Annotated in this window: 21 protein-coding genes; 9 read left to right on the forward strand and 12 right to left on the reverse strand. The window is 72.2% G+C overall.

The genetic code is table 11. The features are described from left to right. The first annotated feature begins 6 nt into the window (after positions 1 to 6). A complete protein-coding gene (locus ACFWVC_RS16900) occupies positions 7 to 726 on the forward strand; it encodes an NADPH-dependent F420 reductase (protein ID WP_384285518.1) in 720 nt (239 codons plus the stop codon). Positions 727 to 743: 17 nt separating this feature from the next. On the opposite strand, the gene ACFWVC_RS16905 is transcribed toward ACFWVC_RS16900, so the two are convergent. The 7 genes from ACFWVC_RS16905 to ACFWVC_RS16935 all read right to left on the reverse strand — a co-directional run bounded on the left by ACFWVC_RS16905 (position 744) and on the right by ACFWVC_RS16935 (position 9,758). Beyond that, positions 744 to 1,193: a DUF732 domain-containing protein gene (locus tag ACFWVC_RS16905; protein WP_384285520.1), complete on the reverse strand. Its 450-nt coding sequence runs from the start codon at positions 1,191 to 1,193 to the stop codon at positions 744 to 746. A 68-nt stretch (positions 1,194 to 1,261) separates the two neighbouring features. Beyond that, the gene (locus ACFWVC_RS16910) at positions 1,262 to 2,371 is read right to left on the reverse strand and encodes a DNA alkylation repair protein (protein ID WP_384285523.1); all 1,110 of its coding nucleotides are present in this window, start codon (positions 2,369 to 2,371) and stop codon (positions 1,262 to 1,264) included. A 126-nt stretch (positions 2,372 to 2,497) separates the two neighbouring features. Beyond that, positions 2,498 to 5,290 carry a hypothetical protein gene (locus ACFWVC_RS16915; protein ID WP_384285525.1) on the reverse strand — a complete coding sequence of 931 codons (2,793 nt, stop codon included), beginning with the start codon at positions 5,288 to 5,290 and terminating at the stop codon, positions 2,498 to 2,500. Beyond that, complete coding sequence (locus ACFWVC_RS16920; RefSeq protein ID WP_384285528.1) at positions 5,287 to 6,399, reverse strand: AAA family ATPase; 1,113 nt, start codon at positions 6,397 to 6,399, stop codon at positions 5,287 to 5,289. The genes ACFWVC_RS16915 and ACFWVC_RS16920 overlap by 4 nt, the downstream gene beginning before the upstream one ends. Before the next feature lie 13 nt (positions 6,400 to 6,412). Then, complete coding sequence (locus tag ACFWVC_RS16925) at positions 6,413 to 7,867, reverse strand: VWA domain-containing protein (protein ID WP_384285530.1); 1,455 nt, start codon at positions 7,865 to 7,867, stop codon at positions 6,413 to 6,415. Then, on the reverse strand, positions 7,864 to 9,285 hold the full coding sequence (locus ACFWVC_RS16930; protein WP_384285533.1) for a hypothetical protein: 1,422 nt from the start codon (positions 9,283 to 9,285) through the stop codon (positions 7,864 to 7,866). Before ACFWVC_RS16930 ends, ACFWVC_RS16925 begins: the two co-directional genes overlap by 4 nt. Continuing rightward, a complete protein-coding gene (locus tag ACFWVC_RS16935; RefSeq protein ID WP_384285535.1) occupies positions 9,255 to 9,758 on the reverse strand; it encodes a hypothetical protein in 504 nt (167 codons plus the stop codon). Before ACFWVC_RS16935 ends, ACFWVC_RS16930 begins: the two co-directional genes overlap by 31 nt. 227 nt (positions 9,759 to 9,985) lie before the next feature. Between ACFWVC_RS16935 and ACFWVC_RS16940 the strand changes: the two genes are divergently transcribed. The 5 genes from ACFWVC_RS16940 to ACFWVC_RS16960 all read left to right on the forward strand — a co-directional run bounded on the left by ACFWVC_RS16940 (position 9,986) and on the right by ACFWVC_RS16960 (position 13,182). Beyond that, positions 9,986 to 10,267, forward strand: a complete 282-nt coding sequence (locus ACFWVC_RS16940; protein ID WP_384285537.1) for a hypothetical protein — start codon at positions 9,986 to 9,988, stop codon at positions 10,265 to 10,267. A 98-nt stretch (positions 10,268 to 10,365) separates the two neighbouring features. Then, a complete protein-coding gene (locus ACFWVC_RS16945) occupies positions 10,366 to 10,941 on the forward strand; it encodes a hypothetical protein (protein WP_384285539.1) in 576 nt (191 codons plus the stop codon). Between the two features lie 156 nt (positions 10,942 to 11,097). Further along, positions 11,098 to 12,075, forward strand: a complete 978-nt coding sequence (locus tag ACFWVC_RS16950) for an esterase-like activity of phytase family protein (protein ID WP_384285542.1) — start codon at positions 11,098 to 11,100, stop codon at positions 12,073 to 12,075. Between the two features lie 50 nt (positions 12,076 to 12,125). Continuing rightward, a complete protein-coding gene (locus ACFWVC_RS16955) occupies positions 12,126 to 12,476 on the forward strand; it encodes a DUF1905 domain-containing protein (RefSeq protein ID WP_384285544.1) in 351 nt (116 codons plus the stop codon). A gap of 61 nt (positions 12,477 to 12,537) precedes the next feature. Next, positions 12,538 to 13,182, forward strand: a complete 645-nt coding sequence (locus tag ACFWVC_RS16960) for a dihydrofolate reductase family protein (protein WP_384285546.1) — start codon at positions 12,538 to 12,540, stop codon at positions 13,180 to 13,182. A 124-nt stretch (positions 13,183 to 13,306) separates the two neighbouring features. Here the strand turns inward: ACFWVC_RS16960 and ACFWVC_RS16965 are convergent, their stop codons facing one another. From ACFWVC_RS16965 to ACFWVC_RS16985, 5 genes are all read right to left on the reverse strand, one after another. Continuing rightward, positions 13,307 to 14,539 carry a CehA/McbA family metallohydrolase gene (locus tag ACFWVC_RS16965; protein WP_384285549.1) on the reverse strand — a complete coding sequence of 411 codons (1,233 nt, stop codon included), beginning with the start codon at positions 14,537 to 14,539 and terminating at the stop codon, positions 13,307 to 13,309. 87 nt (positions 14,540 to 14,626) lie between these two features. Continuing rightward, positions 14,627 to 16,744, reverse strand: a complete 2,118-nt coding sequence (locus ACFWVC_RS16970) for a bifunctional serine/threonine-protein kinase/ABC transporter substrate-binding protein (protein WP_384285551.1) — start codon at positions 16,742 to 16,744, stop codon at positions 14,627 to 14,629. Between the two features lie 4 nt (positions 16,745 to 16,748). Then, the gene (locus tag ACFWVC_RS16975) at positions 16,749 to 18,935 is read right to left on the reverse strand and encodes a bifunctional serine/threonine-protein kinase/ABC transporter substrate-binding protein (protein ID WP_384285553.1); all 2,187 of its coding nucleotides are present in this window, start codon (positions 18,933 to 18,935) and stop codon (positions 16,749 to 16,751) included. After that, positions 18,928 to 19,800, reverse strand: a complete 873-nt coding sequence (locus ACFWVC_RS16980) for a hypothetical protein (protein WP_384285555.1) — start codon at positions 19,798 to 19,800, stop codon at positions 18,928 to 18,930. Before ACFWVC_RS16980 ends, ACFWVC_RS16975 begins: the two co-directional genes overlap by 8 nt. 120 nt (positions 19,801 to 19,920) lie before the next feature. Then, the gene (locus ACFWVC_RS16985; RefSeq protein WP_384285558.1) at positions 19,921 to 20,607 is read right to left on the reverse strand and encodes a DsbA family oxidoreductase; all 687 of its coding nucleotides are present in this window, start codon (positions 20,605 to 20,607) and stop codon (positions 19,921 to 19,923) included. Positions 20,608 to 20,850: 243 nt separating this feature from the next. Here ACFWVC_RS16985 and ACFWVC_RS16990 point away from each other — a divergent pair, with 243 nt between their 5' ends. From ACFWVC_RS16990 to ACFWVC_RS17000, 3 genes are all read left to right on the forward strand, one after another. Beyond that, positions 20,851 to 22,917, forward strand: coding sequence for a SpoIIE family protein phosphatase (locus ACFWVC_RS16990; protein WP_384285562.1), 2,067 nt, complete (start codon positions 20,851 to 20,853; stop codon positions 22,915 to 22,917). Positions 22,918 to 23,033: 116 nt separating this feature from the next. After that, a complete protein-coding gene (locus ACFWVC_RS16995) occupies positions 23,034 to 24,617 on the forward strand; it encodes an FMN-binding glutamate synthase family protein (protein WP_384285567.1) in 1,584 nt (527 codons plus the stop codon). 13 nt (positions 24,618 to 24,630) lie between these two features. Next, entirely contained in the window at positions 24,631 to 26,394 is a 1,764-nt protein-coding gene (locus ACFWVC_RS17000) for a thiamine pyrophosphate-dependent enzyme (RefSeq protein ID WP_384285573.1), read from the forward strand. Positions 26,395 to 26,600 lie beyond the last annotated feature (206 nt).

Genomic DNA, 26,600 nt, shown 5'->3' on the forward strand with positions numbered 1-26,600 from the left:
GACGACATGAACCCCGAGGACGTGCGCACGATCGGCATCCTGGGCGCGGGGAAGGTCGGGACCGTGCTGGGCCGGCTGGCCCTGGCCGCCGGCTACCGGGTGCTGATCGCGGGCTCGGGCGATCCCGCTCCCATCGCGCTCACGGTGGAGGTCCTCACCCCGGGCGCGGTCGCGGTCACCGCCGCCGAGGCCGCGGCCCGCTCCGACATCGCGATTCTGGCGCTGCCGCTGGGCAAGTACCGCAGCATCCCGGCCGAGGCGCTGCGGGGCAAGCTCGTGGTCGACGCGATGAACTACTGGTGGGAGGTCGACGGCATACGCGACGACCTGACCGACCCCCGCACCTCGTCGAGCGAGACCGTCCAGGCGTTCCTGTCCGGGTCGCGTGTGGTGAAGGCCTTCAACCACATGGGGTACCACGATCTGGAGGACGGGGCCCGGCCCGCCGGTGCGCCGGGGCGCAAGGCGATCGCCATCGCGGGTGACGACCCCGGCGACCTGGCCGAGGTCGCAGGCCTCGTCGACGCACTCGGCTTCGACGCCGTCGTCGCGGGCCCGCTCGCCCAGGGCGTCCGCCTCGAACCGGGGACCGAGCCCTTCGGCGCCAACGTGGACCGCAACGAACTCACGGCCATGCTCGCCCGCTTCCCGGAGACCGACCGCGGCCGTGCCGTCGCCGGGGCCCGGGCGGCCACGGCCGGTTCCACCGCGGACCCCGTCGGGTAGCCTCCCGAGGCCTGGGCTCAGCCTGCTTTTCGCGGCAGGTCAGGGCAGATGAACCGGTGCGCGGCACGGACGATCCGCCCTGCCTCTGCCGCGGCCACCCGGCGGTCCGACGTGCTGAAGCGCTCGACGGTCCGGGCGATCACAGTGCCGCGGCTGACGTCGGCCGCAAGCAGGACACAGATGTCGCGGCCCGCCCAGAGAGCCGGATCCATGCCCCTGGAGTCCAGTGCGGGATCGATGTCGCCGATGGCCCTCAGGTAGGCGTCGCGATGCGCGGGGCCGAGGTCCGAAGGGATGCTGCCGCCCGCCGCCGCGTCCGCGAGAACCTCCTCGGAAACCGTGGCCCGCGAAGTCGCCGGCTCGGTCCGCGTGGTGCTCCCGGCGCACGCGCAGACGGTGATCAGCAGGGTGGCCGCGGAGGCAAGGCGGAGGATTCTCATCGCCCTACAGTCACGGATCACCGCCACGGATGTCGGCGCACCAGGCCACGTCGCCAGGCCGCTCAGCCGAATGGAGCAGACGGGCCGCCGCGTGATCAGGGCGCGGGGACAACCAGATCGAAGCCGGCCTTCCCCTGGGCCACGCCGTTGATCTGCAGTTCGAGTGCGTGGCTTCCGGGGTGGAAGACCCGCGTGCTGATCCGTTTGAACGAGTGCCGGCGGCTGATGGACAGCCGCTCCCCCGCACCCAGGGTCCTGGTCGTCAGCTTGAAGACCTTGGGGGCGGTGCGGCCGTTGGCCTTCTGGTAGTGGATGACGTAGTCGATCGCCAGCTTGGCCGGGGCGTCACCGGTGTTCTCCAACTGGAAGGTGAAGGCGAGCTCTTCGCCGACCGTCACCCGCGCCGCGGTCAGTTCGAGGCCGGTGAGGGTGACGCCCGCGGCGGGTTCGAAACCCAGCAGGGCCAGGGCGCCCGGGTGGCCCTTCTTGACCGCGGTGCGCAGGGCATGCCGGATCAACCGGGGCGTGTGGTCGTCAGGGGCGGCTGCCCAGCGCGTGACCACGTCGACGGCGAGGTCGGGGTCAGCGTGGCTGATGTCGTTGACGTGGTTGGCCACGGAGCGCCGCACGTATTCGGAGGGGTCGCGGTAGAGGGCGTCCAGGATGGGCAGGGTCGCCCGGGGCCGGGCGAGGATCCCCGGGACGCGGATCGCCCAGGGCAGCCTGGGACGGGTCCCTTCGGTGGCGAGGCGCCGGACATGCTCGTCCGGATGGTGCACCCATCGCTCCACGATCTTGAGAGCGCGTTCGAGGTCGGCCACGAGCACACGCCGGATGGCGAATTCGGCCGTCAGCCGCGGAGTGAGGTCGGCGAGCAGTTCCAGGGAGGACTCGAAGGCGTCGGATTCCGTCGCCTCCAAGGCACGGGAGACGACGGCTTCCGTGACGGGCCAGATCATCCACCCGGTGAATTCCGGGTCCTTGAGCGCGGTGCGGACGACCGCCTCCACGCGAGGGTAGTCGTCGGGCAGGTCCGTCAGCAGGGCGTCGCGCAGCAGGTCACTGCGTTCCCGCAGGGCCAGCCCGTCGAGACGCGCGGCGCCGGAGCGCACCGCGGCCGCGCCTCGGGGCCCGTTGGCCCGCTCCATGCAGACACCGAGTCCGGCTGCGGCGGCGTGGCCCAGCAGTTCTTCCGCGAGCGGCACCGCGGCGGTCCTTTCGGTTCTCCCGGCTCCGTACGCGCGGGCGGGGTGAGCGTCGCGCGGCCGTGGGGACGGTCGCGCGACTTCTATCCTAGCAGTCACTCGGTGCGGGCTCGCGTCCCACCGCGCTCACGCGCCGCCCAGCAGCGCCTCCAGTGCCACGGCCGTATCCGGATGGCGAGCGATGAGCACCGCGCCGGACGGACCGGCATCCGCCGTCGCCCATGTCCCGTCGCAGCCGAGGAGGTCCGCCACCGCGTCACACGTGGCGGGGTGGGCGGCGAGCAGCGTGCCGGCGCGGGTGCCGCCCGCCGGCGGCGTCCGGTGCACGGCCTCCGGCTCCGGCCGCGCGCGCCACGGCGGCACCCACGCGTCCAGCGCGTCGAGCCGGCCGGGGAAGGTCCGTCCCGCCTCGCGGATCAGCAGGGGGGCCAGCTCGGCGCCGTTCGATCGCAGGTTGGTGATCAGGACCGGCAGCCACGGCAGGAGCACCGGGTCCGGCAGCCGGCCGAACGCGTTCGACACCGCCTCCACGACGAAGTCGGTGAGGCCCGGAACGGGCTCCAGACTGTGGAGGAAGCCGCTGAGGTAACGCGGATAGGCGGGCACCACCAAGGGGTTGGCCAGCAGCTCGTCGCACCGGGCCCGCAGCTCCGCGCGGGAGAGATGCCCCAGCTGCACCTGGGCCGCCCACAGCAGCGCCGTCTTGGAAGGGTCCTGCGGATGCGACTGCGCGACCGCCAGCTCCAGCTGGGTCCGGTCGCAGCCCAGCGACAGCGCCAGGCTCTCCATGCTGAACAGGAAGCCCAGCATCGCGGCCACCTGGCCGACCGTGGCGTCCTCGTCGGTGAACGCCGTCGGCAGCAGGGTGCAGTAGTGGGCGTATCCGGTCTTGACGAAGGACTCGATCCACGGCGGCAGCACCGGCTCGCTGGTGCGGTAGTAGGAGAGCAGCCGCCGCACCCGGCGCAGCACCTCGGGTGCGCCGTCGACGCCGCGCTCGGCCGACAGCACCGCGAGGGCGTGGTTGCCCAGTTCGTCGGCGAGGCGGCGGCTGCGCAGGTACAGCGTCGCGTCCTCGACGGCCTCCAGGACCGTCGCCGTGGTGGCCTGCGGGCCGTACGCGGTACGGCGCAGTCGCTGCTCCAGGACCTGCTCGATGCTCACGCCCTCGTAGCCGAGCTCGATGAGCGCACGCTGGTGGGTTCCCAGGGCCAGGTCCCAGGACTCCTGGATGGGCCGCTCGCCGAGTTTCCGCTCGCCCATGATCGGCCGCGCGGTGCCGGGCGGCATCAGGCGTCGCAGCATCCACAGCACGTCGGAGCACCGGGCCAGTTCCGGCCGGCCGGCGATGTCCAGCAGCGCCCGTTGCACACCGCGCTGCTGGAGCTTCAGATCCAGGGGCGCGAGCCGGTCGTGCACGTCACGGGCCAGCGGCGGCAGCGCGTCGTAGCCGACCTGGCCGATCCGGTCGCCCCCCATCATGATCTCCACGAGCCGGCGCACATCGCGCCGGCCGGGCACGGTGTCCTTCTCGATGCAGGTGACGGCCGCGTCCTGGAAGTCGTACGGGGTCGGTCTGGCCCGGTCGCGCATCCCGGCCAGCAGGATCGACGTCTCGAACACGGCGATGGCGTCGGCGGTGGAGGCGAGGTAGCCGTTGCGGCGCGCGGCACGCACGATGTCCACCGACCAGCCGAGCAGTTCGGCCTCGTCCAGCCCGTCCAGGACGGGCGGCCGCCGGAGGAAGCCGGTCAGCTGATCGGACGGCGCGGCCTCCGGCACGGGAGCGGTCGCGGCCTTCCGCACCGTCTTGCCGGCGCCCGCCTGCCCGGTCAGGCGGAACGGCTTCACGCGCGTCCGCTTGAGGTTCTTCGCCCAGACCGTCGCGGCGATCGACACCGAGCCCGCGGCGAGGCCGAACTGCGCCTCGATCGCCGCGTGGCTGGACGGAATCAGGCCGTGCAGCCACTTGGTGGCACTGCGCGGGCCGATCTCGAAGGTGTCGGTGCCGTGGACGCCGAACTCCGCCACACGACTGGCCGCGTGGAAGGCGCCGCAGACGTACAGGCAGTCCGCGGGATCGGTGCCGGTCGCGGTCAGGTGCTCACGCATCCTGGTCCACATGTGGCGCTCGCGGTCCTCGTCCACCCGCACCCGATGGGGGTCCCCGGGCGCGAGGCGCCGGAAGAGGCTGCCGATCAGCAGCATGACCTGCCGGTAGGTGTCGTGGTCGCTGTCACCGAGCGGCAGTTCGACGTACTGGTGCCACCACTCCGACCAGTGCCGGACCCGGCCGTGACGCAGCAGGTGCTCCTCCAGTTCGGCGAAGCGCGGCCGCAGGTCGCCGATCTCCACACCGAGCGCGTCGCCGTGCAGTGCGGCCTCCTCCTCGGCGGGCGGCGCGTCCGGATCGCCGGGCCCGGCGGAGTGCGCCGCCTGCGCGTCCCACTGGAAGACGTGGTCGGAGGAGCGGTCGACGAGAACCAGTTCCACGCCCGGGGTGTCCAGGGCGTAGGCGATGGCCTGGTACTCGGCCGAGGCCTCGGTGATCGGCGCGACCACCGACAGCGGAGCCCAGTCGGCCGGGAAGCCGTCGACCTCCGTGGCGAACGCCTGGACCGCCACCGGAAGCCTGCAGTTGCGCAGTTCGGTCAGCAGCGGCGCCATGTCCTCGCACAGCTCCAGGTAGACGACCTTCGGCTGCTTCTCCCGCAGGCGGCGTGCCATCGCCACCGCCGAGGCGGGCGAGTGATGGCAGACGGGGAAGATCTCCAGCGGCTCACGCACCGCGCGGTCGACGTCGTCGACGATGCCGAGGAGGACGCCCTCCAGGGTGCCGGGTCCGTCGGCGAAGGCTGCGGCGGCCTCCTGAAGCTGCGTGCGCAGCGCTTCGAAGGTCCCCTCGTGCGTACCGCTCATGACAGGGTGGCGATCGCGTCGCGGCCGCCCTCCAGGAACTCCGGCCAGGACCCGCCCTCCTCCTTGCTGCGCGGCTCGACGACGCCGTGCAGGTACTTGTTGAGGATGGCCAGGTCCTCCGGCGCGCGCCGGGCCAGCGACCCGACGAGCGAGGAGGCGAGGGTGTGGGCGGTCAGGGCGCGCTCGCCGAAGAAGTTGCTGTGCAGGATCGAGTCCTCCAGCACGCCGATCTGCTCGGCGGTGGACAGTGCGGACTCCAGCTTCTCGTCGTCACTGCCGGCCGCGGCCGCCGAGGCGCGCAGGTCGGCGAAGCTCTGCAGGAGAACGTCGAGGAGCGTCGGAGGCACGTCCAGCTCGATCCGGTGGCGGCGCAGCAGTTCCTCGGTGCGGAAGCGGACGATCTCCGCCTCGCTCTTCTTGTTCGTCACCACGGGGATGCGGACGAAGTTGAAGCGGCGCTTGAGTGCCGAGGACAGGTCGTTGACGCCCCGGTCACGGCTGTTGGCGGTGGCGATGACCGAGAAGCCGGGCTTGGCGAAGACGATGTTGTCGCTGTCCAGTTCGGGAACCGAGATGTACTTCTCGGACAGGATCGAGATCAGCGCGTCCTGGACATCGCTGGTGGAGCGGGTGAGTTCCTCGAAACGGCCGATCGCCCCGGTCTCCATCGCCGTCATGACCGGGGAGGGGATCATCGACTCCCGCGACTGGCCCTTGGCGATGACCATGGACACGTTCCAGGAGTACTTGATGTGGTCCTCGGTGGTGCCGGCGGTGCCCTGCACGACCAGGGTGGAGTTCCGGCAGATCGCGGCGGACAGCAGCTCCGCCAGCCAGCTCTTGCCGGTGCCGGGGTCCCCGATGAGCAGCAGGCCGCGGTCGGAGGCGAGCGTGACGATGGAGCGCTCGACGAAGCTGCGGTCGCCGAACCACTTCTGCGAGATCTCCCGGTCCAGGCCGTCCGAGCGCTCGGAGCCCAGGATGAACAGGCGGACCATCTTGGGCGACAGACGCCAGGAGAAGGGCTTGGGGCCGTCGTCGACGGACTCCAGCCAGTCCAGTTCCTCGGCGTACTTGGTCTCGGCGGGGGCGCGCAACAGGTCGGACATGAGGGGTGCCTTTCTAGGCGAGGAACGTCTTGAGCTCGTGGACGAGCTTGCGTATGTGGCCGGAGAGCACCGGCGTGCCGAGGGCCTTGAAGCGTTCACGGAACCAGGGGTTGACCTCCTGGCGGCCCGAGCTGGTGACCGAGCCGACCGGGATGAACCTCACTCCGGAGCGGTGGACGGCCTCGATGCCCTCGAACAACGGCTGGGAGCGGCCGAACTCGTAGAAGTCCGAGATCCAGACCATCACGGTGTCGGCGGGGTCGGTGATCTTCGGGCGTGCCATGGCCATCGCGACGGGACCGTCGTTTCCGCCGCCGAGGTTGGTCCGCAGCAGGGCCTCGAACGGGTCCTTCACCCAGGGGGTCAGGTCGATGGCGCGCGTGTCGTACGCGATCAGGTGGACGTCCACCTTCGGCAGTCCCGCGAAGATCGACGCCAGGATGGTGCAGTTCACCATCGAGTCGACCATCGACCCCGACTGGTCCACCACGACGATCAACCGCTGCGGTGTCGTCTTGCGCGCGGTGTGGCGGTAGTAGAGGCGGTCGACGTACAGCCGTTCCTCCTCCGGACTCCAGTTGGTGAGGTTCTTCCAGATCGTGCGGTCGAGGTCGAGGTTGCGGAACACCCGCTTGGGTGGGACCGAGCGGTCCAGGGCGCCGACCGAGGCCTTCTCGACCTGGGTGCGCAGCACTTCGGCGACCTCGTCGACGAAGCGGCGGATCAGGGCCTTGGCGTTGGCCAGGGCCACGCCGGAGAGGTTGTTCTTGTCCCGCAGCAGCTGTTCGATGAGCGACATGCTCGGGGTGAGCTGCGCGGCGAGCTTGGGGTCGGCCAGCACTTCGCGCAGTTGCATCCGCTTGACCAGGTCGGCCTCGATCGCGCCGAGTTCCGGCCCGATCGCCGGGATCGGCCGGCCCGGATCGGGCGTCGTGCCCGCGCCGCCGCGGCCGCCGCGCAGCTCGCCGGGCCCGCAGCCGAGTGCCCGCTCCAGCCAGCCCGCGTCGGCCTGCCAGCGTGCCAGCTGTCCGGCCGTGACCGTGCCGGAGCCGGTGGCGAAGACGTTGAGCAGCACCTTCGACACCAGTGCCGCGCGCCGTACCTCGGCGGCCCGGTCGCGCGCGTCGCCGTCGGCATCGGCACCGGCACCGGCACCGGGCTCGGGCTCGGGCTCGGGCGCCATCAGACCGTCGAACTCGGCGGCCAGGTCCGGGTGGCGCTGCACGACGGAGTCGACGGAGGTCTGCGGGTCCAGGAGCGCGGACGGCAGGCCGATGTCCTCGACGACGGCGAGGCTCGCCGATTCCAGCGCGGGTTGCTCCTCGTGGTCGAAGAGTCGGGACAGGAGCCGCCAGTACAGGACCTGACGGCGGTTGTCGTGGGCGGCCGCGCCGGGGCCGTGCGCGGCGTTCTCGTCCGGGCCGGACTGCCCCGTACCGGCCGGGGACCCGGTGGTGTGCTCCGTCATTTCCGCAGCAGCCTTCCGGCGCGTTCCCGCAATACCGCCACCGCGTCGGTGGCGGCCTTCTCGGCCTTGACGCCGGCCTTGTCGGTCGTGCCTCCGGCCCATCCTCCGGCGTGGATCGCGACCGCCTTGTTCCGTACGGTCGTCTCCACGGCCAGGGGCTGGAGGCGATAGGTCCCGGCGTCCCACCGGAGCAGCCCGATGCAGGCACCCGACGCCGCGACGGCCTCGGGGGTGAGCGGTCCGGCGGCCGGAATGCGGTCGGTGTCGACGGCGAGAGGGTGTCCGGCAACCGTGAACACCACAGCGTCGTCGTCCTTCCGCGCGGCGTAGCCCTCCAGGAAGACGGGCACGGCGATGCGCGCCGGATGGCGGTCCAGGGGTGCGGTCGCCGCGTCCGCGGCGGTGGGCAGGACGACGCGGGCGGTGGCGAAGGCGTCGGCGGGCTCGCCGGGCTTTGCGTGCTCGTCGCTCCAGAGCAGGTCGCCCTCGGCGGTGACCGGCATACCGGCGAGGTCCATCGCGCGGCCGTCGCTGACGGCGGCGAGGAGCGACATGTGGGGGCGCAGCAGCTGCCAGATGCCGGCTCCGACGACCGTGTCGGGTTTCGGCACCGACACACTCGCCCGCACCAGGCGGGCCGCGCCACCGTCCGCGGGCTCGAACACCGCGTGGACCTGGGCCTGTGCGGCGGTGTCGTGTTCCTGCAGGTCGACGCCGAGGGGCAGCAGCCGGCCGGTGACCGTACCGGTGCCCGGCGCGTCGGCCGCGCCCGGCACCGTCAGCAGCATGGCGCGTGACCACAGGTCGGCCCAGCGGCGTGCCGGGACGCGGTCCAGGGCAGCGCCCGGGCAGGACGCGGCGAGTTCGGCGGCGAACCCGTCGAGGAGCGTCGCAAGGCGGCGCAACGCCGGGTCCGGGAGCATCGCGGAGACCACTTGCGCCGACCCGGAGACGACGTCGTGGTCGATGCCCTGCCACCCCGAGCGCGCCAGGTCGCCGAGCCAGGAGCGGGCCGCCGCGAGCAGGTTCGCCGCCTGCCCGCCGCTGAGGGCGGTCGCGACGGTCTCCTCGCCGCGGGACCGGCCGGTCGCCTCTGCGACCTGGGCCATCAGCGCGTCGTGGACCGAGCCGAGCAGTGCGACGCGTGCCGCGGCAAGGGTGACGAAGTGGTCTTCGCCCGCGACTCCGCCGGCCGCCTTCTCGGCTGCCTCCGCGACCCTGGCCGCCAGCGGCGTTCCCGCGACGGCATGGGCGAGTTCCGTCAGGCCGGCGGCCTGGGCGGCCTGCGGACGGAGCAGGCCGGCGACGAGGACCCGGTCGAAGGCGTCGACGGACGCCAGAGCATCGTCGAGCCCGTCGATGGGCGCGGCGAGCAGGTCGGCACGCATCACGCCACCGCCCTGGTCGGCGGGAACCACTGCATCTCCGGCAACGGCGCGGTAGTGGGGGCGAGTTCCAGGTAGGCCAGGTGGCGCAGGAAGCGGCTGAAGACGAGCGCGGCCGCCTGGGTGTCCCCCTGGGCCGGGCGTGTGGCGCTCATGCCGTCGGTGATGCTCTGCGCGCCCGGCTCCCCCTCCGCGGTCTCGACCCGCAGGTAGCGGGCGACGCGCGCGGCGCCGTACTGCAGGACCGCCTCGCCGATCAGTGCCCGGATGTGATTGCAGAACGATCCCCGCGCACCGCCGCAGGGCCGGTTGTTGTTGGTGCTGCAGGCGTAGGCGTACGTGCCTGCCGCGACCGACGAGACATACACCCGCTCGATGTCCGAGCCGCTGGACACCACGCCCTGCAAGCGCCCGTCGGCCAGTTCGACGAACGGAACCTTGGCGAGCTTGCGCGGCCGTGCGGGTGCTGTCACCCGTGCCGTGCTCGACCTCTCCCGATCTGACAACGCCCATCTCCAGTGCACCAAGGGGAAATCCACGCCACCCCGGCGGGACACGACTGAACCTACTGGCGATCACTGACAACGCCGCTTGCGAACGCGGGACGGTGGCAGGCCCCTTGTCCCCCGCGGTCGTCCCTGCGCCACGACGGCGACCCGCCCCAGCGCCCCTCACATGATCTCCGTATGATCCCCACAACTGATCCAAAGGTGGAACCACCCGGGGGAACGTCATGACCTGGTCGATCGCAGCGATCTGGCACGCATGGACGGCACGCAGACAGGGCTGGGACCCGGACATCGTGCGGGCGCTGCGACTTCCTGTCCCCTCCCCCGTCCAGGACAGCGCCCGCGCCCTCATCCACGCCGGCCGCCGGAACGACGCCGTCGACCACGTCCGGCAGTCCACCGGATACAACCGGCGTGACGCCCGCTGCATCGCCCTCGCCCTGCAGTACGGGTGGCGGCTCCCCTTCCCGCGCGGTAGCCGACCTGCGCGCCGCTCCGGGCGCTGACGCGGAAGCGCACCACGTGGCCGGGCTTGAGGCCCTGGCACACCGGGTACCGCAGGCTTATGCGGCCGTGGGGAGATGACCTGTGGGCGGGCCGGTGCGTGGAGGCCCTTCTCCCGGGCGTGGTGCGGCGCGTGCTGGCAGGGGCCGAACCGCAGCCGCGATGCGTGCCACGGCGGGTGCTGACGGTGGTGTCGGTCGATGTCGACGCGACCGCCGGCGTCGGGGCGGTCTGGATCGTGTGGCGTCCGAACTCGCCCCGGGCGCGTGAGCACAACGCGCTTCTGGAGTGGTACGACGCGCAGTGGCGGTGCGTGGGCGCCGGCAGCGGCCCCGCGGACGATCCCGCCGACGTCGACGTGATCGAGATCCGTGGCGGCGCCGGCGCGCTCAGCCTCACCCGCCGCCTGGGCCCGCACGCCATCTCCACCGCGCCGTTCATCAACTGCGTCGCAGTCCACCTCGGACGAGGCGTCAGTCATCTCCTGATCGGCGACCGCCGGATCGAGGCCCCCGAGCGGCGCAAACTGATCGCCGCCTGGAAGTCCACCCAGGCCGGCCGGGGAATTCGCCCCGTCATCGTGGCGCTCAGGCACGACGGCACGGAACTCTCCCACATGGGCCCTCACGACGGCCTGGACAGTCACACCTGGGCACGGCTGAGGAGGGAACCGTAGAGGTCCGGCGGGACCTCCCGCGGGAGACCGGTGAGCTTCAAATGACCCTGGTTCAGGGGCAGGAGGCCGGCATCGGCGAGGGGCGATGCCCGATCGGTGAGGCGGATCTGGTAGATCTACCGCGGGCGTGTGCCGGTCTTGTACGAAGGGTTCAGTGTGGACGCTGTTGCCGATGTCGCGGAGTCGAACGTTTCCTCAGCCTGGGCGGCGGTCGACTGGTTCTCGGACGCCCTCGACAAGACGCACTTTCAGGGAGTGTTCGTCGGGAACCTGTCGGCCCTGGCCCTCGACCCCGATGGGCACATAGCCGCCCTCTCGGACCGCTCGACGCTCTTCACCCTGGACGCCGCGACCCATGAGCCCGTGGGTGTCATGAGCCTGTTGGACGAGAAGGGGAGGGAGGCGGACTTCGAGGCCCTGGTCTTCGACCACGACGGCTCGATTCTGGTCGCTTCCGAGAGGTCGGACATCCGGCGCTACACGCGGGAGGGGAAGTTCGTCCGGATGCTGCCGGCGCCGGACAGCCTCAGGGTCGCTCCCGCGGGGCGTGCCGAAGTCAACGAGACCTTCGAAGGACTCGCGCTGCAGCCCGGTGGACTGACGCTGGTGGCCTCCATGGAGGGCTCGCTGACGGGGGACGACCGCCGGCTCGTACGCTTCCAGACCTGGGAACGCGACGGACTCGACGACGAGTTCCGGATCGCCGCTCAGTACGGCTACGCACGGGACGCGGGTCTGGCCATATCCGACATCAGCGCGTCCGGCGACGGCAGGCTGCTGGTCGTGGAGCGGGGCTTCGACAGGGGCGCCGGCAACATCATCCGGCTCTGTCTGGCCGACCCGCGCGGTGCGAGCGACGTGAGCGGTCTCGAGAACCTGACGGGCCGGCACGACGTCCGGCTCATGACGAAGACCTTGCTGGCCGACCTGGTGAGCGGCCCTTCGCTCGGCGCCACCAGCCGGCAACCGCAGGCCAACCCGCTGCTGGGCAACATCGAGGGAATGACCGTCACGGGACACACCCCGGACGGCCGTCTCAAGCTGCTGATGGTCACCGACGACAACCAGAGCCGGAACCAGACCACCCGGTTGTACGGCCTGACCGTCCGCCTGCCCGGACTTGAGGGCAGGTAGCCTGAGCCGATCCGGCACTTCCGCAGGACGGGCAGGACGGGGCTGACGGCATGGAACTCGTTTTCGCCGGCCGTGTGATCGAGTGGCGCGGGCCGTCACCGTACTACTTCGCCGTCGTGCCGGACGACGAGTGTGCGCACATCCGTGAGGTGGCCGCGATGGCCACATACGGATGGGGCGTGATTCCGGTCGAGGCCCGTATCGGTGAGGTCACCTTCACGACGTCGCTCTTCCCCAAGGACGGCGGATACCTGCTGCCCCTCAAGAACGCCGTCCGTAAGCCGCAAGGCGTCTTGGCGGGCGACGACGTGACCGTGGAGATGACCGTCCGTCTCCAGGCCGTGTCCCCGGCGCGGCGTCCCGGTCGACGGGTACGAGACCAGTTGCCGTCGCCGCGATGAGTCTGCCGGCGCCCGCGGGTCTACCTCCCGACCAGGACAACCAACGCATCGGAAGCAGGACATGGGCCTCATCCACATCGAGCTGTTCGCAACCCTGGACCTCGTCGGGCAGGCGCCCGGCGGCCCCGAAGAGGACCCGGTGGGGTTCCCGTTCGGCGGCTGGCAGGCGCCCCTGCTGGACGAGATCACCGGGGCGCAGGTGGGTGCCGCGTACGAGGGCACCGACGCCCTCCTGCTCGGCCGGCGGACGTATGACATCTTCGCCGCCTACTGGCCGCACCAGAAGGGCGGTGAGGACGGCGGGATCGCCACGCTCTTCAACGGCGTCCCGAAATACGTGGCCTCCCGCGGCAGGCCCGACCTCTCGTGGGCCGGGTCCACGCAGCTCGGCCCGGATCTGGCCGGCGCGGTGCGCGAGCTCCGCGACCGGCACGAGCACGTGAAGGTCGTCGGGAGCCTGAACCTCGTGCAGACCCTCCTGCGCGAAAAACTCTTCGACCGTCTCGACCTCTGGGTGCACCCGATCGTGCTCGGCGTCGGGAAGAAGGTGTTCGACGGCGGCGCGGTGCCCACGAACCTCACACTCCTCGAACCGCCGGCAGCCGGGTCGCAGGGCACCGTGTATCTGCGCTACGGACTCGCCGACGGCACGCCCGGCACGGGGGACATGAGCGCACCCGATCGCGGTGTCGCGCGCGACGCCTGAGGCCGCCGTGTGCCGGGTCGGCAGTCCGTCACGGCGTCGACGGTCCGAGGTGCCGGCGCCGTGACGAAGTGCCTCACCGGAGCAGGGTTCCGGCTGGGCACGGCAGGCATGCCGTGCCGTGCCGTCAGGGCTGGAGCCACCAGGGGCTGGAGTAGGCGACACCCAGGTCGTTGCAGGCGTGGCCGGACGGGCCGGGCTGGGGGTTGGGCTGCGAGGGGTCGGAGATGCGCAGGACGACCCAGTTGCCGTCCGCGACGTTGAGCGGGACGGTGAACTCGGCCAGGCTGCCGGACGTGGTCGGGACGACGTCGACCACGGTCGGCGCGCTGGAACCGGGGCGCAGCACCTGGATGTTGAGGGGCTTGCCGGCCCAGTCGGGGCCGCGGTCGAGGTCGACGGCGAAGCGGACGTCACCCGAGGCGAGCGACAGGACGCCGCCCATCTGGACGCCGTTCGCGGTCGCGTCGAGGCGCAGTCCGGAGTACCGGGTGGCGAAGAAGCGGCGGGCGCGCATGGCTTCGAGCACACCCGCGCGGGTGTTCTCCGTGACCCAGAGCCCGGCGCGGCCCACGCCCTCGACCTTGCCCCACTCGGTGCCGTGGTGGTCGCTGACGCCGGTGATCCCGGTGCGCCAGCCCGCGTTCAGAACGGCGTTGAGGTGGGAGGACTTGCGGTCGGACCAGCCGTCGAAGAGGTAGTCGTCGCCACGGTTGAACATCTCGACGCTGACCATCTTGTCGCGCACCGCGGCCGAGTAGGAGAAGTCGTTGAAGCGCCCGATCTCACGGCCGGGGTGGTTGAAGCCGGCGACGGCGTCGCGGCCTCCGATCCAGTTGTAGAGGGAGCCCATCGAACTGGCCCCGCCCAGGTCGACGAACTGATCGGTGAACCACACGTTGGCGTGGCCGAGGAGCGGGTGCGACCACTCGAAGCCCCGGATCGCGGTGTAGTTGCCGGGGTCGTTGGCCGCGTCCGCGAGCTGCCGGGTGCGGTCCCACTCGCCCTTGGACAGGCCGTTGATCGCGAGGAGGGTGGTGTGGTCGGTGAGAGCCGCCACGTCGAGCCCCGCGTCGCGCATGGAGGCGAACGCGAGGGCGGGGTCGCCGTCGCCGTCCGACATCAGCGTGTGGTTGTGCAGGTCGGCGTGGACGAGTCGGGTCCCCTGGGTGACCAGGGAGGAGCGGGAGGCACCGGCCCGGTTGGTGGCGGGGGTGTCCGCGGCGGTGCGGGTGGAGGCCGCCTGGGCGGTGCCGGGCATGGAGGCGGCGATCAGCAGACCGCCCGCACCGGCGAGAAGGGATCGTCGGCTGGGTCCGTGAGAGTGCGTGTGCGCCGCGTCGGCGTGGGGTTCACTCATGGCCGCCATGACAACACCTTGGCAGGAGCATGCCGAAAATTTGGGGTTCCCGAAGGGTGAACGCCGCGCGCCCGCCCGATGTTCGCCTCAGGTGCTCTTGCCGATGTCGTCGTGACGGGCGACGAATCGCGCCTTGCCATCCTCGACGTGGTAGAGGAACCAGCCGCCGTCCTGGCCGGTCTCCAGATACTGCACCTGGCTCTCGTAGCTGAGGCGGCGGGTGATGCCCTGCCAGGGGGCGCGCAGGAGTTCCGCGCGCAGCGACTCGCGGTGCCCGTCGCCGCCCGGCGCGGCAAGGCCGTGGGCGGCGTAGCGGACCGCGTCGTACGCCTCCGCGGCCCACGGGCCCGGCGCACTGTGGTGGCGGGCCTGGTACGCGGCGGCGAACGCCCGGAGCCGGGAGTCGGCGCCCGCGTCGGCGTAGCCCGTGCTGATCCACCACCCCTCGCCTTCGCGCAGGAAGGACGCGGACAGCACGTACTCGTCGGCGGCGCGGACGCCCCGGTGGCCGGCGGCGCGCAGCGCCTTGGCGCAGGCCGCGGCACGGGACGGGGTGACGCCCGCGAAGAGGACGGCGTCGTCCGGGTGGGCGGCGATGTCGTGCGCGGCGGCCGTGAAGTCCCGGTCGGCGGCGACCTCCAGGACGTCGACACGGCCGACCAGATTGCCGTGGACGGTGACGAACGCGACCGTGAGCCGGCTCTCCGCCCCGTCCGCGAGGTCTTGGACCACGACCGTCCGTGACGGGCGGACGACCCGGTTGAGGTAGCGCACCACGGCCCCAGGACCGGCGGTGCGGGTGGAGCGCAGCACCAGTGCGCTGGTCGTGTTGGCGGCGTTGAGCTGCTCGCCGTCGGCGCGGGTCACCAGCAGGCAGACGGCCGCCTTGGTGCACACCGGGACGGCGGCGGGCACGGCCCGGTTGGAGCCGGCGGCGATCACGGCGTGCACGTCGGCGTCACCCACGAGCCGGGCGGCACCGGCGGCGGAACCGGCCGCGGTGCCCCGGTCGTCGACGGCTCGCAGCGCGAGGTCGAAGGGCCGGTCCGCACGGCTGTTGTGCTCGGCGACGGCGATCGCCGCTCCTCGTTCCTGGGACCGGACGACCGCGGTGGAGCGGTCCCCCAGCAGTCCGATGACGCGGGTGGGCAGCGTTCGCCTCCCCGTCCCGCCCCCTTTACGCGAGCGTCCCCACTGCCACCAGGCCGTGCCGCCGCCGATCGCGCCGACACCGAGCGCGGCCGAGGCGGCGAGCAGGCCCCGCCGGGACGTCGCGGACGGAGGGTCCGCGACGGCCGGGCCCGCGGCGGACAGCGCCGTCGGTTCCGGCACCGGCAGGTCCAGGACGCGGCCGGCGCGGCCGGCGACCACCGCGGGCAGTCCTCCGGGCAGCCAGGACCGGGAGTCGAACGCCCCGAAGAGGTCGCGGAGCCGGGCCACGGTGGGGCGCTCGCCGGCGCTCTTGGCGAGGCAGGCACGCAAGGGGGCGTCGAGCTCGACGGGCAGCCCGGTCAGTTCGGGTTCCTCGTGCACGGTCCGGTAGAGCACGGCCGCGGCACCACCGGCACCGAACGGGGGCCGCCCGGTGAGGGTATGGACCAGCACACAGCCCAGGGAGAAGACATCGCTCGGGGGTCCCACGGCCGTACCCCGGGCCTGCTCCGGGGACAGGTAGCCGGGCGAGCCGATGACCGAGCCGTCCGCGGTGAGCGCCGTCGCTCCCACGGCCAGCGCGATGCCGAAGTCGATCAGGCGCGGTCCGTCGGCGGCGAGCAGGACGTTGGCCGGTTTCACGTCCCGGTGGACCAGGCCGGCGCGGTGGACGTCGTCCAGGGCCGCGGTCAGCGCGGCGGCCAGCGTACGGACCTGCGCGAGCGGCCACGGCCCGTGCAGGGCAAGGGCCTCGGACAGCGGCAGGCCCGGGACGTAGGCGGTGGCCAGCCAGGGCGAGGGGGCCTCCGCGTCGGACGTGAGCACGGGTACCGTCCACCGGCTCGACAGGCGGGTCGCCAGCTCCGTCTCGCGGCGGAATCTCGCCAGGAAGTCCGCGTCCTCGGCGTACTCGGCGCGGATCACCTTCAGCGCCACCCAGGCGCCGTGCGGCGAGCGCGCGAGATAGACGACACCCATGCCGCCGGCGCCGAGCCGCGCCACGAGTCGGTGTCCGCCGATCCACGAAGGGTCGGCGGGCAGCAGCCGGTCCATGTCCCTACTGCTTCTCCGCACTCGGCAAGATCGGCCCCAGCTGGCGGAAGCGCCCGCCGCGCACCTGGTGGACGTACGTCTCGCTGCCCATGTTCTGCGTCGTGACGGCGTACTGGTGGTAGTCGCTGAAGGCATAGGTACGCGCGACACCGCGGTAGGTGGCCTTCTGGAGCCGCGCGGCGAGCGCCGACCGGGCCGGACGCCCGCCCCCGGAGGGCAGGGTGCCGGCGAACTCCCGCAGCAGCATGCGGACACTGTCGTACGCCTCGGTGGCATGCGGCTCCGGGGCATTTCCGTAGCGCGCCCGCCAGGCGGCGGTGAAGCGGGTGGCCTCCCTGGTCTTGAGCGCGGCCGGGTCGACCTCGGGCGTGACGACGTACCAGCCCTCGCCCGCGGTGCCCGCCAGGCGCGGGAAGTCCGATCCGTACAGCAGGTGGGACATCCACCGGGGGCCGGTGAAGCCCGCCCGGGCGAGCTGTCCGGCCGCCCGGACGGTCGCCTCCAGGGGCGCCAGGTACACGAAGTCCTGGACACCGCGGGACAGCAGGTCGCGCACCGCCGCCGGGCCGTCGTCGGTGCCCTCGGCGACCACCCGCGGCAGCACCTCGGCCTTGAGGGTCTCGCGCCACGCGGTCACCACGACGCTGCCCTGGTCGTGCATGACGGACCCACCGGACCGGTCGATGACGACCCCGGCCCGGCCCACTCGGCCGGACGTCAGCGCGCTCAGCGCGATCGCCGTGCCCCCGGCCTGCTGTGGCACGCCGGTCTGGAAGGTGACCGCCGGGGACCACACGAAGTAGTCGTTCTGCCCGGTGGTGCTGGAGACGTGGGTCAGGTTCGCGGCCGCGTAGGTCCGCGCGGCGGCCCGCAGGGTCACCTCGCCGGTCGGCCCGAAAACGGCGAACACATCGCGGTCGGCGGCGAATTCATGGGCGGCCGAAGTGGCCCCGTCGACGGTCCCGCCGTCGTCGAGTACACGTACCCGCACGGTGAAGGCGCTGCCGGCGGACGCGTTGTGCTCCGCGACGGCCAGTCGTGCGGCCCGCTCGCAGGTCTTGCCCAGGCTCGCGTCCGCTCCGGTGCGGGTGATCTGCACCCCCAGCACGTACGAGGGCCTGGCGGTCGCCTTTCCCTTGTCGTCGTCGGCGTCGTCCCGTCCGGCCGCCCACAGCGCCGCCCCCGAGCCGCCGCCCGCGAGCAGCAGCGCTCCTCCCGCCACCAGCAGGCGCCGACGGGACGTGACCCCCTTGCGTGGTGTGCGCGAGGCGTCGCCGGGATCGTCCACCACGGTGGGTTCGATGTCCGGCAGGGCGAGGCTCTCGGCGGAGCGTGCGGCGACGGTGCGGGCCACCGCGTCCGGGAGCCAGGCCGAGGGGGAGGCGGGGGCGTCCTCGGCGAGCCGTGCGCGCAGGTCCTCCGGGGCGGGCCGGGTTCGCGGATCCTTGGTGAGGCAGGCGTCCAGGACCTCGCGCAACTCGCCCGTGACACCGGAGAGGTCGGGCTCGTCGTGGACGGTGCGGTACAGCAGGGCGTCGGGGGTTCCGGTGCCGAACGGGGTCCGGCCCGTCGCGGCGTACGCGAGGACACAGCCCAGCGCGAACACATCGCTCGCGGGGCCGGCCTGCTCGCCTCGCGCCTGCTCCGGGGCGAGGAATCCCGGGGTGCCGATGACCAGGCCCGAGGCGGTGAGCGCGGTGTCGTCGGCGGCCCGCGCGATCCCGAAGTCGATCAGGCGGGGGCCGTTCACGGCCAGCAGGACGTTGCCCGGCTTGACATCACGGTGCACCAGTCCGGCGGCGTGGACGGCGCCCAGCGCCTCGGCCAGCAGCGTCCCCAGCACCCGCACGGCGGGCGGCGGCAGCGGACCGTGCTCCCCCACCGCCTCGCCGAGCGAGGGACCGGCCACGTACGCGGTCGCCAGCCACGGCTCACGCGCCGTGGCGTCCGCGCCGAGCACCCGGACCACCCAGGGACTCTCGACGCGTCCGGCGAGTTCCGCCTCCCGCGCGAACCGGACGCGGAACTCCTCGTCGGCGGCGCTCTCCGCCCGGATGACCTTCACTGCGGCCAGCGCACCGGCCTCGGAGCGCCCCAGGTACACCACGCCCATGCCGCCGGCTCCGAGCCGTCGCAGCAGCCGGAAGCCCCCGATCGGCGCCGGGTCGGACGGACGCATCGCCTCACTCATCGCCCGCGTCCTTCGCCTCGGCGTCCGGCGCCTGGGCCCCCTTGTCCTTCTTGCCCAGACGGTCGATGTCGGCGGTGACGTACCCGACACCCGACAGGGCCGCCTCGGTGACGGCCGTCGTCTCCGCCTCGGTGCCGCCGGGGGCGTGCCGTACGGTCGCGGCCACCGTCACCGGGCCGAGCCGGTGCTTGAACCAGTCGAAGCGACGGGCCTTCCCGCCGCCGTCCACGACGTACTCGCCGAACTCGGTGAGGTTGTCGTCGGACGTGGCGGTCCGTTGCTCGGTGAAGGGGTCGCCGCGCGACGCCATGCCCTGCACCCGCTCCGTCGCGGTCAGTTGCTGCGTCGGACAGCGCAAGGGTTCCTCGAGCGAGACCGCCATGTCCCTGCGTGCCCCGACCTCCGAGGAGTGCACGGTGACCGTCAGGGAGACATGGACGGGCCCCTTCCCTCCGGCGGCGGGCCGGATGAAGGAACGCGTCAGGCTGGCCAGAACGGTGGGCGCGAGCGGTTCGCGGCGCCATATGCAGTCGTCGCCGAGAACCGTCCAGGTGGCCGGCCCGGTCTCGTACGGGTCCCGCTTGCGATAGCCGGAACCGAAGTAGTCGGGCCGCACCGTGAGCCCGCGGACGAAGGCGGCCGCCTCGGACCGGGTCTTCGGTGCCGCGCTCTCGGCGAGTGTGTACGGTTCGTTCGCCGGGCTCGCAGACGGGGACGGGGCCGGGGCCGGGCTCGCACTGCTCCGGCCGCTCACGGACGCTCCCGGCGCCGGCGCGGTGCCCTCGTCCGTCGGCCCACCGCTCGTGCAGCCCGCCAGCAGCAGTGCCCCTGCCGCCGCGAGCAGCACCGGCTCACGTCTGCTCACCCGCACCCGCCCCCATCACGCTCGCCCTGCACCTCGTCAACCGACCATGGCTTGCCGCACGCATGTGCCATGATGCGCCCAACTAGGCTTCTCCAGCTACGTGTTGAGGTGAACAGTGACCTATGGGGCCGGGACCGGGCCCCTCGCGACCGGGGGTCGGACCCGGGTCGCCGGCCGGTTCTCCCAGGCCTGCTCCAGCGCTCGGGCGAAGAGCTCCACGGGCTGCAGTCCCGTGACGCCGTACTTCCGGTCCAGGACGAAGAACGGCACGCCTCCCGCGCCGAGTTCAGCGGCCAGCCGCTCGTCGGAACGGACGTCCTCGGCGTACGCGTCGGCGTCAGCGAGCACCTCGCGCGCCTCGGCCCCGTCCAGTCCCACTTCGACGGCGAGGCTCACCAGGGTCTCGGTGTCGTATATCGAGCGCTCGTCCGCGAAGTTGACCTTGAAGGCAAGGTTTCGCAGCCCGGCCTGGAGGCCGCGGGCCCTGGCGAAGTGCAGGAGGCGGTGGAGGTCGAAGGTGTTGCCGTCGACACGGCCGCCGATCCGGAAGCCGAGCCCTTCGGCGCGCGCCTCGGACGCGGCCCGCTCCTCGCGGGCGACCTGCTGCTCGCGGGTGCGCCCGTACCGGGCCGCCACCGCGTCGAGGATGGGTGTCGCGCGGTTCTCGGCTTCCGGGTTGAGTTCGAACGACCGGTGCACCACCTCGACCTCGTCGCGGTGCCCGAAGGCGGCGAGCGCCCGCTCGAAGCGGGCGTTGCCGATGTAGCACCAGGGACAGGCGATGTCGGTCCAGATCTCGACGCGCATATGTCCGTATCTCCCTGCGTAGACGTTCGGTCCACTACAAAATAGACGACCGATCAACTAGCGCCAAATGCCAACCAGGAGAACAGACGGATATTTCTGCCCAATCGGAATGAACCACACGATTGGGCGCGTTAGAGGAGTAATCGTCTAGCGTTGATTGCCGATTACGGGCATGGCGATCTCCGGGAAGCGTCCCGACGCAGACAGGGCCTCCACCACCCGTCCCCTGAAAAGGTGTCACTCGTGCGATCGATCCGTCCTGGCAAACGCTTCGCCGTTCTCGTGCTCTGCGTCGCGCTGTTCTCCGGCCTGCAAGCCGCCCTCGCCGCCGCACACATACACGTCATGGGACTGCCCGAGTACTCCATGCTGATCCCTGTGGTGGCCGGCGCTCTGCTGTCGTTGCGGCAGACCGTGATCGTGGGAGTCCTCAACCTCGCCGCCGTGTCCACGATCTACGGAAGCCTCCGCCCGGACATCGGATTCGCGAGTCAGATCATGGTCGTCACGGCGTTGGCGGTCGCGCTGGGCATCAGCGCGGCGGTCTGCCGCGTCCGCGTCGCCGGCGAAGACCGCCTCGAGCGCCTGATGATCGCCCGTGACCGGCTCAGCCTGCTCAGCGAGGCCGGCCGCCGGGTGGGCAGCAGCCTGAGCGTGACCCGGACCGCCGAGGAACTGGCCGAAGTGGCGGTGCCCGGTTTCGCGGATCACGTCACCGTGGACATCTTCGACTGGGTCCTGCGGGGCGAGGACGGCACCGCGGGCCCGCAGCCGGACGACGCCACCCTGCGCCGCACGGCCCGGCGATCCCGTTCGGCAGCCCTCCCGGGGACCGCGCGGCCGGGCGAGGCCGTCACCTACCCACAGGGGTCGGCGCCGGCCCTCTGCCTGATGACGGGCGAACCCGTACGGGCGGAGGTCTCCGGCACCGCGGACGCCGCCTGCCGGCCCCTCGCCGCCATGGACGCCGGCGCGGACACGGCATACTCCGCCCTGGCGGTCCCCCTGCGCGCCCGGGGAGTCACCGTCGGTGCCGCGCTCTTCACGCGCACCGGGCACCGCGTCCCCTTCGACGCCGACGACGTGCTGCTGGCGCGCGAGATCGGGACGCGAGCCGCTGTGTACGTGGACAACGCGTACCGCTACACCCGTGAACGCACCACGTCCCTGGAGCTCCAGCGGAGCCTCCTGCCGCAGGTGGCCGCCCGGCAGCCGGCCGTGACGACGGCCACCCGCTACGTCGCCGCGGACTCCCGGGCGGGCGTGGGCGGCGACTGGTTCGACGTCATCCCGCTCTCGGGCGCGCGGGTCGCTCTGGTGGTGGGGGACGTGGTCGGCCACGGCCTTCACGCCTCGGCGACGATGGGGCGCCTGCGCACCGCGGTGCGCACTCTCGCCGACATCGATCTGCCGCCCGACGAGCTGCTCACGCACCTCGACGACCTCGTCATCCGACTCGGAACGGACACGGACGGCGCCCAGCCCACCGACGCCGTCGGAGCGCAGCCCAGCGAGCTCGCCGCGTCCTGCCTGTACATGATCTACGACCCGGTCTCCCGCAGCTGCACGGCCGCCCGCGCCGGGCATCCCCCACCCGCGCTGGTCCGCCCGGGCTCGCCGGCCGAATACCTCGACATCCCCGCAGGACCCCCGCTGGGCGTGGGCGGAATCCCCTTCGAGACGGTGGAACTGCGCATCCCTGAGGGAAGCCTGCTCGCCCTCTACACCGACGGACTCGTCGAGTCCCCCAGGGACGGCCTGGAGGAAGGGCTCGAACGTCTCCGCAAGGTCCTGTCCGAACCGATGCCGTCCCTGGAGAGCACATGTGATCAGGTCCTGGACCTGCTCGTCGACGACGGCTCCACGGACGACGTCGCCCTCGTCATCGCGCGCACCCGGGAACTCGACGGCGAACAGGTCGCCTGCTGGAACGTGCCGGAGGAACTCGCCGAGGTCGCGCACGTCCGCGACCTCGCCTCGCGCCGGCTGGCGAGCTGGGGTCTGGAGGAACTGGCGTTCACCTCCGAAGTCGTCATCAGCGAACTGGTCACCAACGCCATCCGGTACGGCGTGGGCCCCGTGCAGTTGCGCCTGATCCGGGGGGACACCCTGATCCTGGAGGTGTCGGACGGCAGCAACACCGCGCCCCATCTGCGGCGGGCCCGGGTGTTCGACGAAGGCGGGCGGGGGCTGTTCATCGTGGCGCACCTCGCCGAGCGCTGGGGCACACGGCAACGGCCCGACGGAAAGACCATCTGGGCCGAACTGCCCCTCCAGAGTGGTCAACGCCCCGCACAGCGACTCGCATGAGGCGCCGGTGGCGGCTTCTCGCCTCGGAGTTCACCCGCGGCGTACGTGCTGGTCCTTGGCCGTCTCTTGAAGACATCGCAGGGCATGGAGGGCTGCGGGCGGGTAACGAGCGAGAAGTGACACGTATCGGATCGGTCGTCCTCGCCCTGCTCGCGGCAGTCGCGGCGGCCGCCGCCGCGGGCCTGGTCTCGCCGTGGTGGTGGTTCGCCGCCGCCCCGCTCGCACTGCTGGGCCTGCTGGGCTCGTGGGATCTGCTGCAGCGCCGTCATTCGGTGCTGCGCAACTACCCCGTGCTCGGGCACGCCCGCTTCCTGCTGGAGCGGATCCGTCCCGAACTCCAGCAGTACTTCGTCGAGCGGAACTTCGACGGCCGCCCCTTCGACCGCGACGTGCGCAGCATCGTCTACGAGCGGGCGAAGGGCACCGACGCCGAGCAGCCGTACGGCACCGAACAGGACGTCTACCAGCCCGGCTACGAGTTCCTGATCCCGTCGATGGCGCCCTGCCCCGTCCCGGAGACACCGCCGCGGGTGCGGATCGGCGGACCCGACTGCGCTCGCCCGTACGACATGGCGCTGCTGAACGTGTCGGCGATGAGCTTCGGCTCCCTGTCGTCGAACGCGGTCCTCGCCCTCAACGGAGGCGCCGCGGCCGGGGGTTTCGCCCACGACACCGGTGAGGGCGGCCTGTCGGAGTACCACCTGCGGCCGGGCGGCGACCTCGTCTGGGAGATCGGCACCGGCTACTTCGGCTGCCGGACCGCGGACGGCGGCTTCGACCCCGGTGAGTTCGCCGACAAGGCCGCGCACGAGCACGTGAAGTGCGTGTCGCTCAAGCTCTCGCAGGGAGCCAAGCCGGGTATCGGCGGGGTCCTGCCCGGAGCCAAGGTCAACGCCGAGATCGCACGCGTCCGGGACGTGCCCGAGGGGCGGACGGTGATCTCGCCGCCGTACCACCGGGTGTTCTCCACGCCGCGCGAACTCGTCCGCTTCATCGCCAGGATGCGCGAGCTGTCCGGCGGCAAGCCGGCCGGCTTCAAACTCTGCCCTGGCTCCCGCCGGCAGTTCCTCGCCGTGTGCAAGGCGATGCTGGAGGAGGGCACGGCTCCCGACTTCATCGTCGTGGACGGTGCCGAGGGCGGCACCGGCGCGGCACCACTGGAGTTCGCCGACCATGTGGGCACCCCGCTCACCGAGGGGCTGCTCACCGTGCACAACGCCCTTGTCGGCACGGGCTTGCGCGACCGGATCAGGATCGGGGCGAGCGGCAAGGTCGCAACCGGTGCCGACCTGGTCAAACGCCTGGTGCAAGGGGCCGACTACGCGAACGCGGCGCGGGCGATGATGTTCGCCGTGGGCTGCATTCAGGCGCAGCGGTGCCATACCAACGCCTGCCCCACCGGTGTCACCACCCAGGACCCCCGGCGTGCCCGCGCCCTCCACGTCGCCGACAAGACGCCGCGCGTCCAGCGCTTCCAGGAGGCGACCGTGGCAGGCGCGCTGCAGATCATGGCGTCCATGGGGGTCGGCGATCCCTCGCAATTGCGCCCGCACATGCTCCACCGGCGTATCGACCCGTACACCGAGCGCTCCTTCGCCGAGCTCTACGAGTGGCTGGCGCCCGGCCAGTTGCTCGCGGAGCCCCCCGCGTCCTGGGCGGCCGACTGGCACGCCGCCGACCCCGACCTGTTCACCGTCTGATCCGGAGGATTCCGTGGCACGAACCGTTGCCCGCGTCATCGTGGACGCCTTGAGCGAGCTTGGCGTGCGCCAGGTCTTCGGCGTCGTCGGCGACGCGCTCAATCCGCTGACCGACGCCATCCGCACCACCGAGGACGTGGAGTGGGTGGGCTGCCGGCACGAGGAGGCGGCGGCGTTCGCCGCGAGCGCCCAGTCCCAGCTCAGCGGCACCCTCGGTGTCTGCATGGGCACCGTCGGACCGGGCTCCGTCCACCTGCTCAACGGGCTGTACGACGCGGCCAAGAGCCGCACCCCGGTCCTGGCGATCGCCGGTCAGGTCCCGCTCGCCGAACTCGGCAGCGACTACTTCCAGGAGGTCGACAACGACGCGCTCTTCAGCGACGTGGCGGTCTTCCGGGCCACGGTCACCTCGCCCGGCCAGATGCCGCTGATGCTGGAGACGGCGGTGCGCAACGCGCTGGGCCGCAAGGGCGTCGCCGTCCTCACCGTCCCCGGTGACCTCGGCGAAGCGGAGCTGAGCGCGGACCGCCCGGCCCGCTTCTCCCTGAGCTCCCCCGTCAGCCGGCCGGAGGAATCCGCCGTGCGCCGCGCCGCGGAGCTGCTCGACCGGGCGGAGCGGATCACGCTGCTCGTCGGACGGGGCGCCCGCACCGCCCGTGAGGACGTGCTGGCCCTGGCCGACCGCCTCGCCGCGCCGATGGTCCTCACCCTGAAGGCCAAGGAGGGCTTCGAGGGCGAGGCCAATCCCTTCCAGGTCGGCCAGACCGGGCTGATCGGCAACCCGGCGGCGGCGTCGGCCCTGCAGGACGCGGACACGCTCCTGCTGCTGGGCACCGACTTCCCCTACCGGGAGTGGTATCCGGACGGCCGGACGGTCATCCAGGTGGACACCGAGGCCGCCCACATCGGGCGTCGCGTGCCGGTCGAGGTCGGGCTCGTCGGCGACACGGGCGCCACCGTCCGGGATCTGCTCGGCCACCTGTCCGCCGCACCTCCGGGCACCGAGGGCCCGCGGGACCGTTCGCACCTGGACGACGCGACCAAGAACTTCGCCGAGTGGCGCGCGAGTCAGGCCCGGCTCGCCGACCCGGCCCACGACAAGGGCCTGACCGGGCGGCTGCGCTCCGCGCTGGACAACCGCGCGCACGAGATCCGCCCGGAGGCGCTGGCGGCCGTGGTCGACCGGGTCGCCGACGACAACGCCGTCTTCACCTCCGACACGGGCATGGCCACGGTGTGGCTCTCGCGGTTCGTCGAGATGCGCGGCGACCGGCAGCTGCTCGGCTCGTTCAACCTCGGCTCCATGGCCAACGCGATGCCTCACGCCCTCGGTGCCCAGTGCCTGGACCGGCAGCGCCAGGTCGTCGCCTTCTGCGGCGACGGCGGGCTGAGCATGCTGCTCGGCGACCTCATGACGCTCAAGACCTACCGGCTCCCCGTCAAGCTCGTCGTCTTCGACAACCGCCGGCTGGGCATGGTGAAGCTGGAACAGGAGCAGGCCGGGCTGCCGGAGTTCGGCACCGTGCTGGACAACCCCGACTTCGCCGCCGTCGCCACGGCCCTGGGCATCACCGGTGTCCGGGTGACGGATCCGGCCGGGCTGGAGGAGTCCGTGCGCCGCGCCTTCAGCACCCCAGGGCCGGTCCTGCTCGACGTCCTCACCAACCCGGACGAGATCGCCGTGCCGGCCGAACCGACCGTCGGACAGGGCTGGGGCTTCGCGGTGGCCAAGGTCAAGGAGGCCCTGCGCAGCAACGAGGACGCCGGCGGTCGCTGATCCGGGTGGGGCTGCCGCCGGCCGGCGATCCTGCGCCGGCCACCGGCCGGCCGTGAGGAGCGCACAACGAGGGCGGCCGCGCCGTGGATACCCACGACGCGGCCGCCCCCCGCGGCGGGTGAGCGGCCGCGGACGCCGCGCCGGCCGAGGTCACCCGCCCCGTAGCACCAGTCGCGTATAAACAACAGAAGCTGCCGGCGAGAGTT

The sequence above is a fragment of the Streptomyces sp. NPDC058691 genome (assembly GCF_042714775.1).
GTDB lineage: Bacteria > Actinomycetota > Actinomycetes > Streptomycetales > Streptomycetaceae > Actinacidiphila.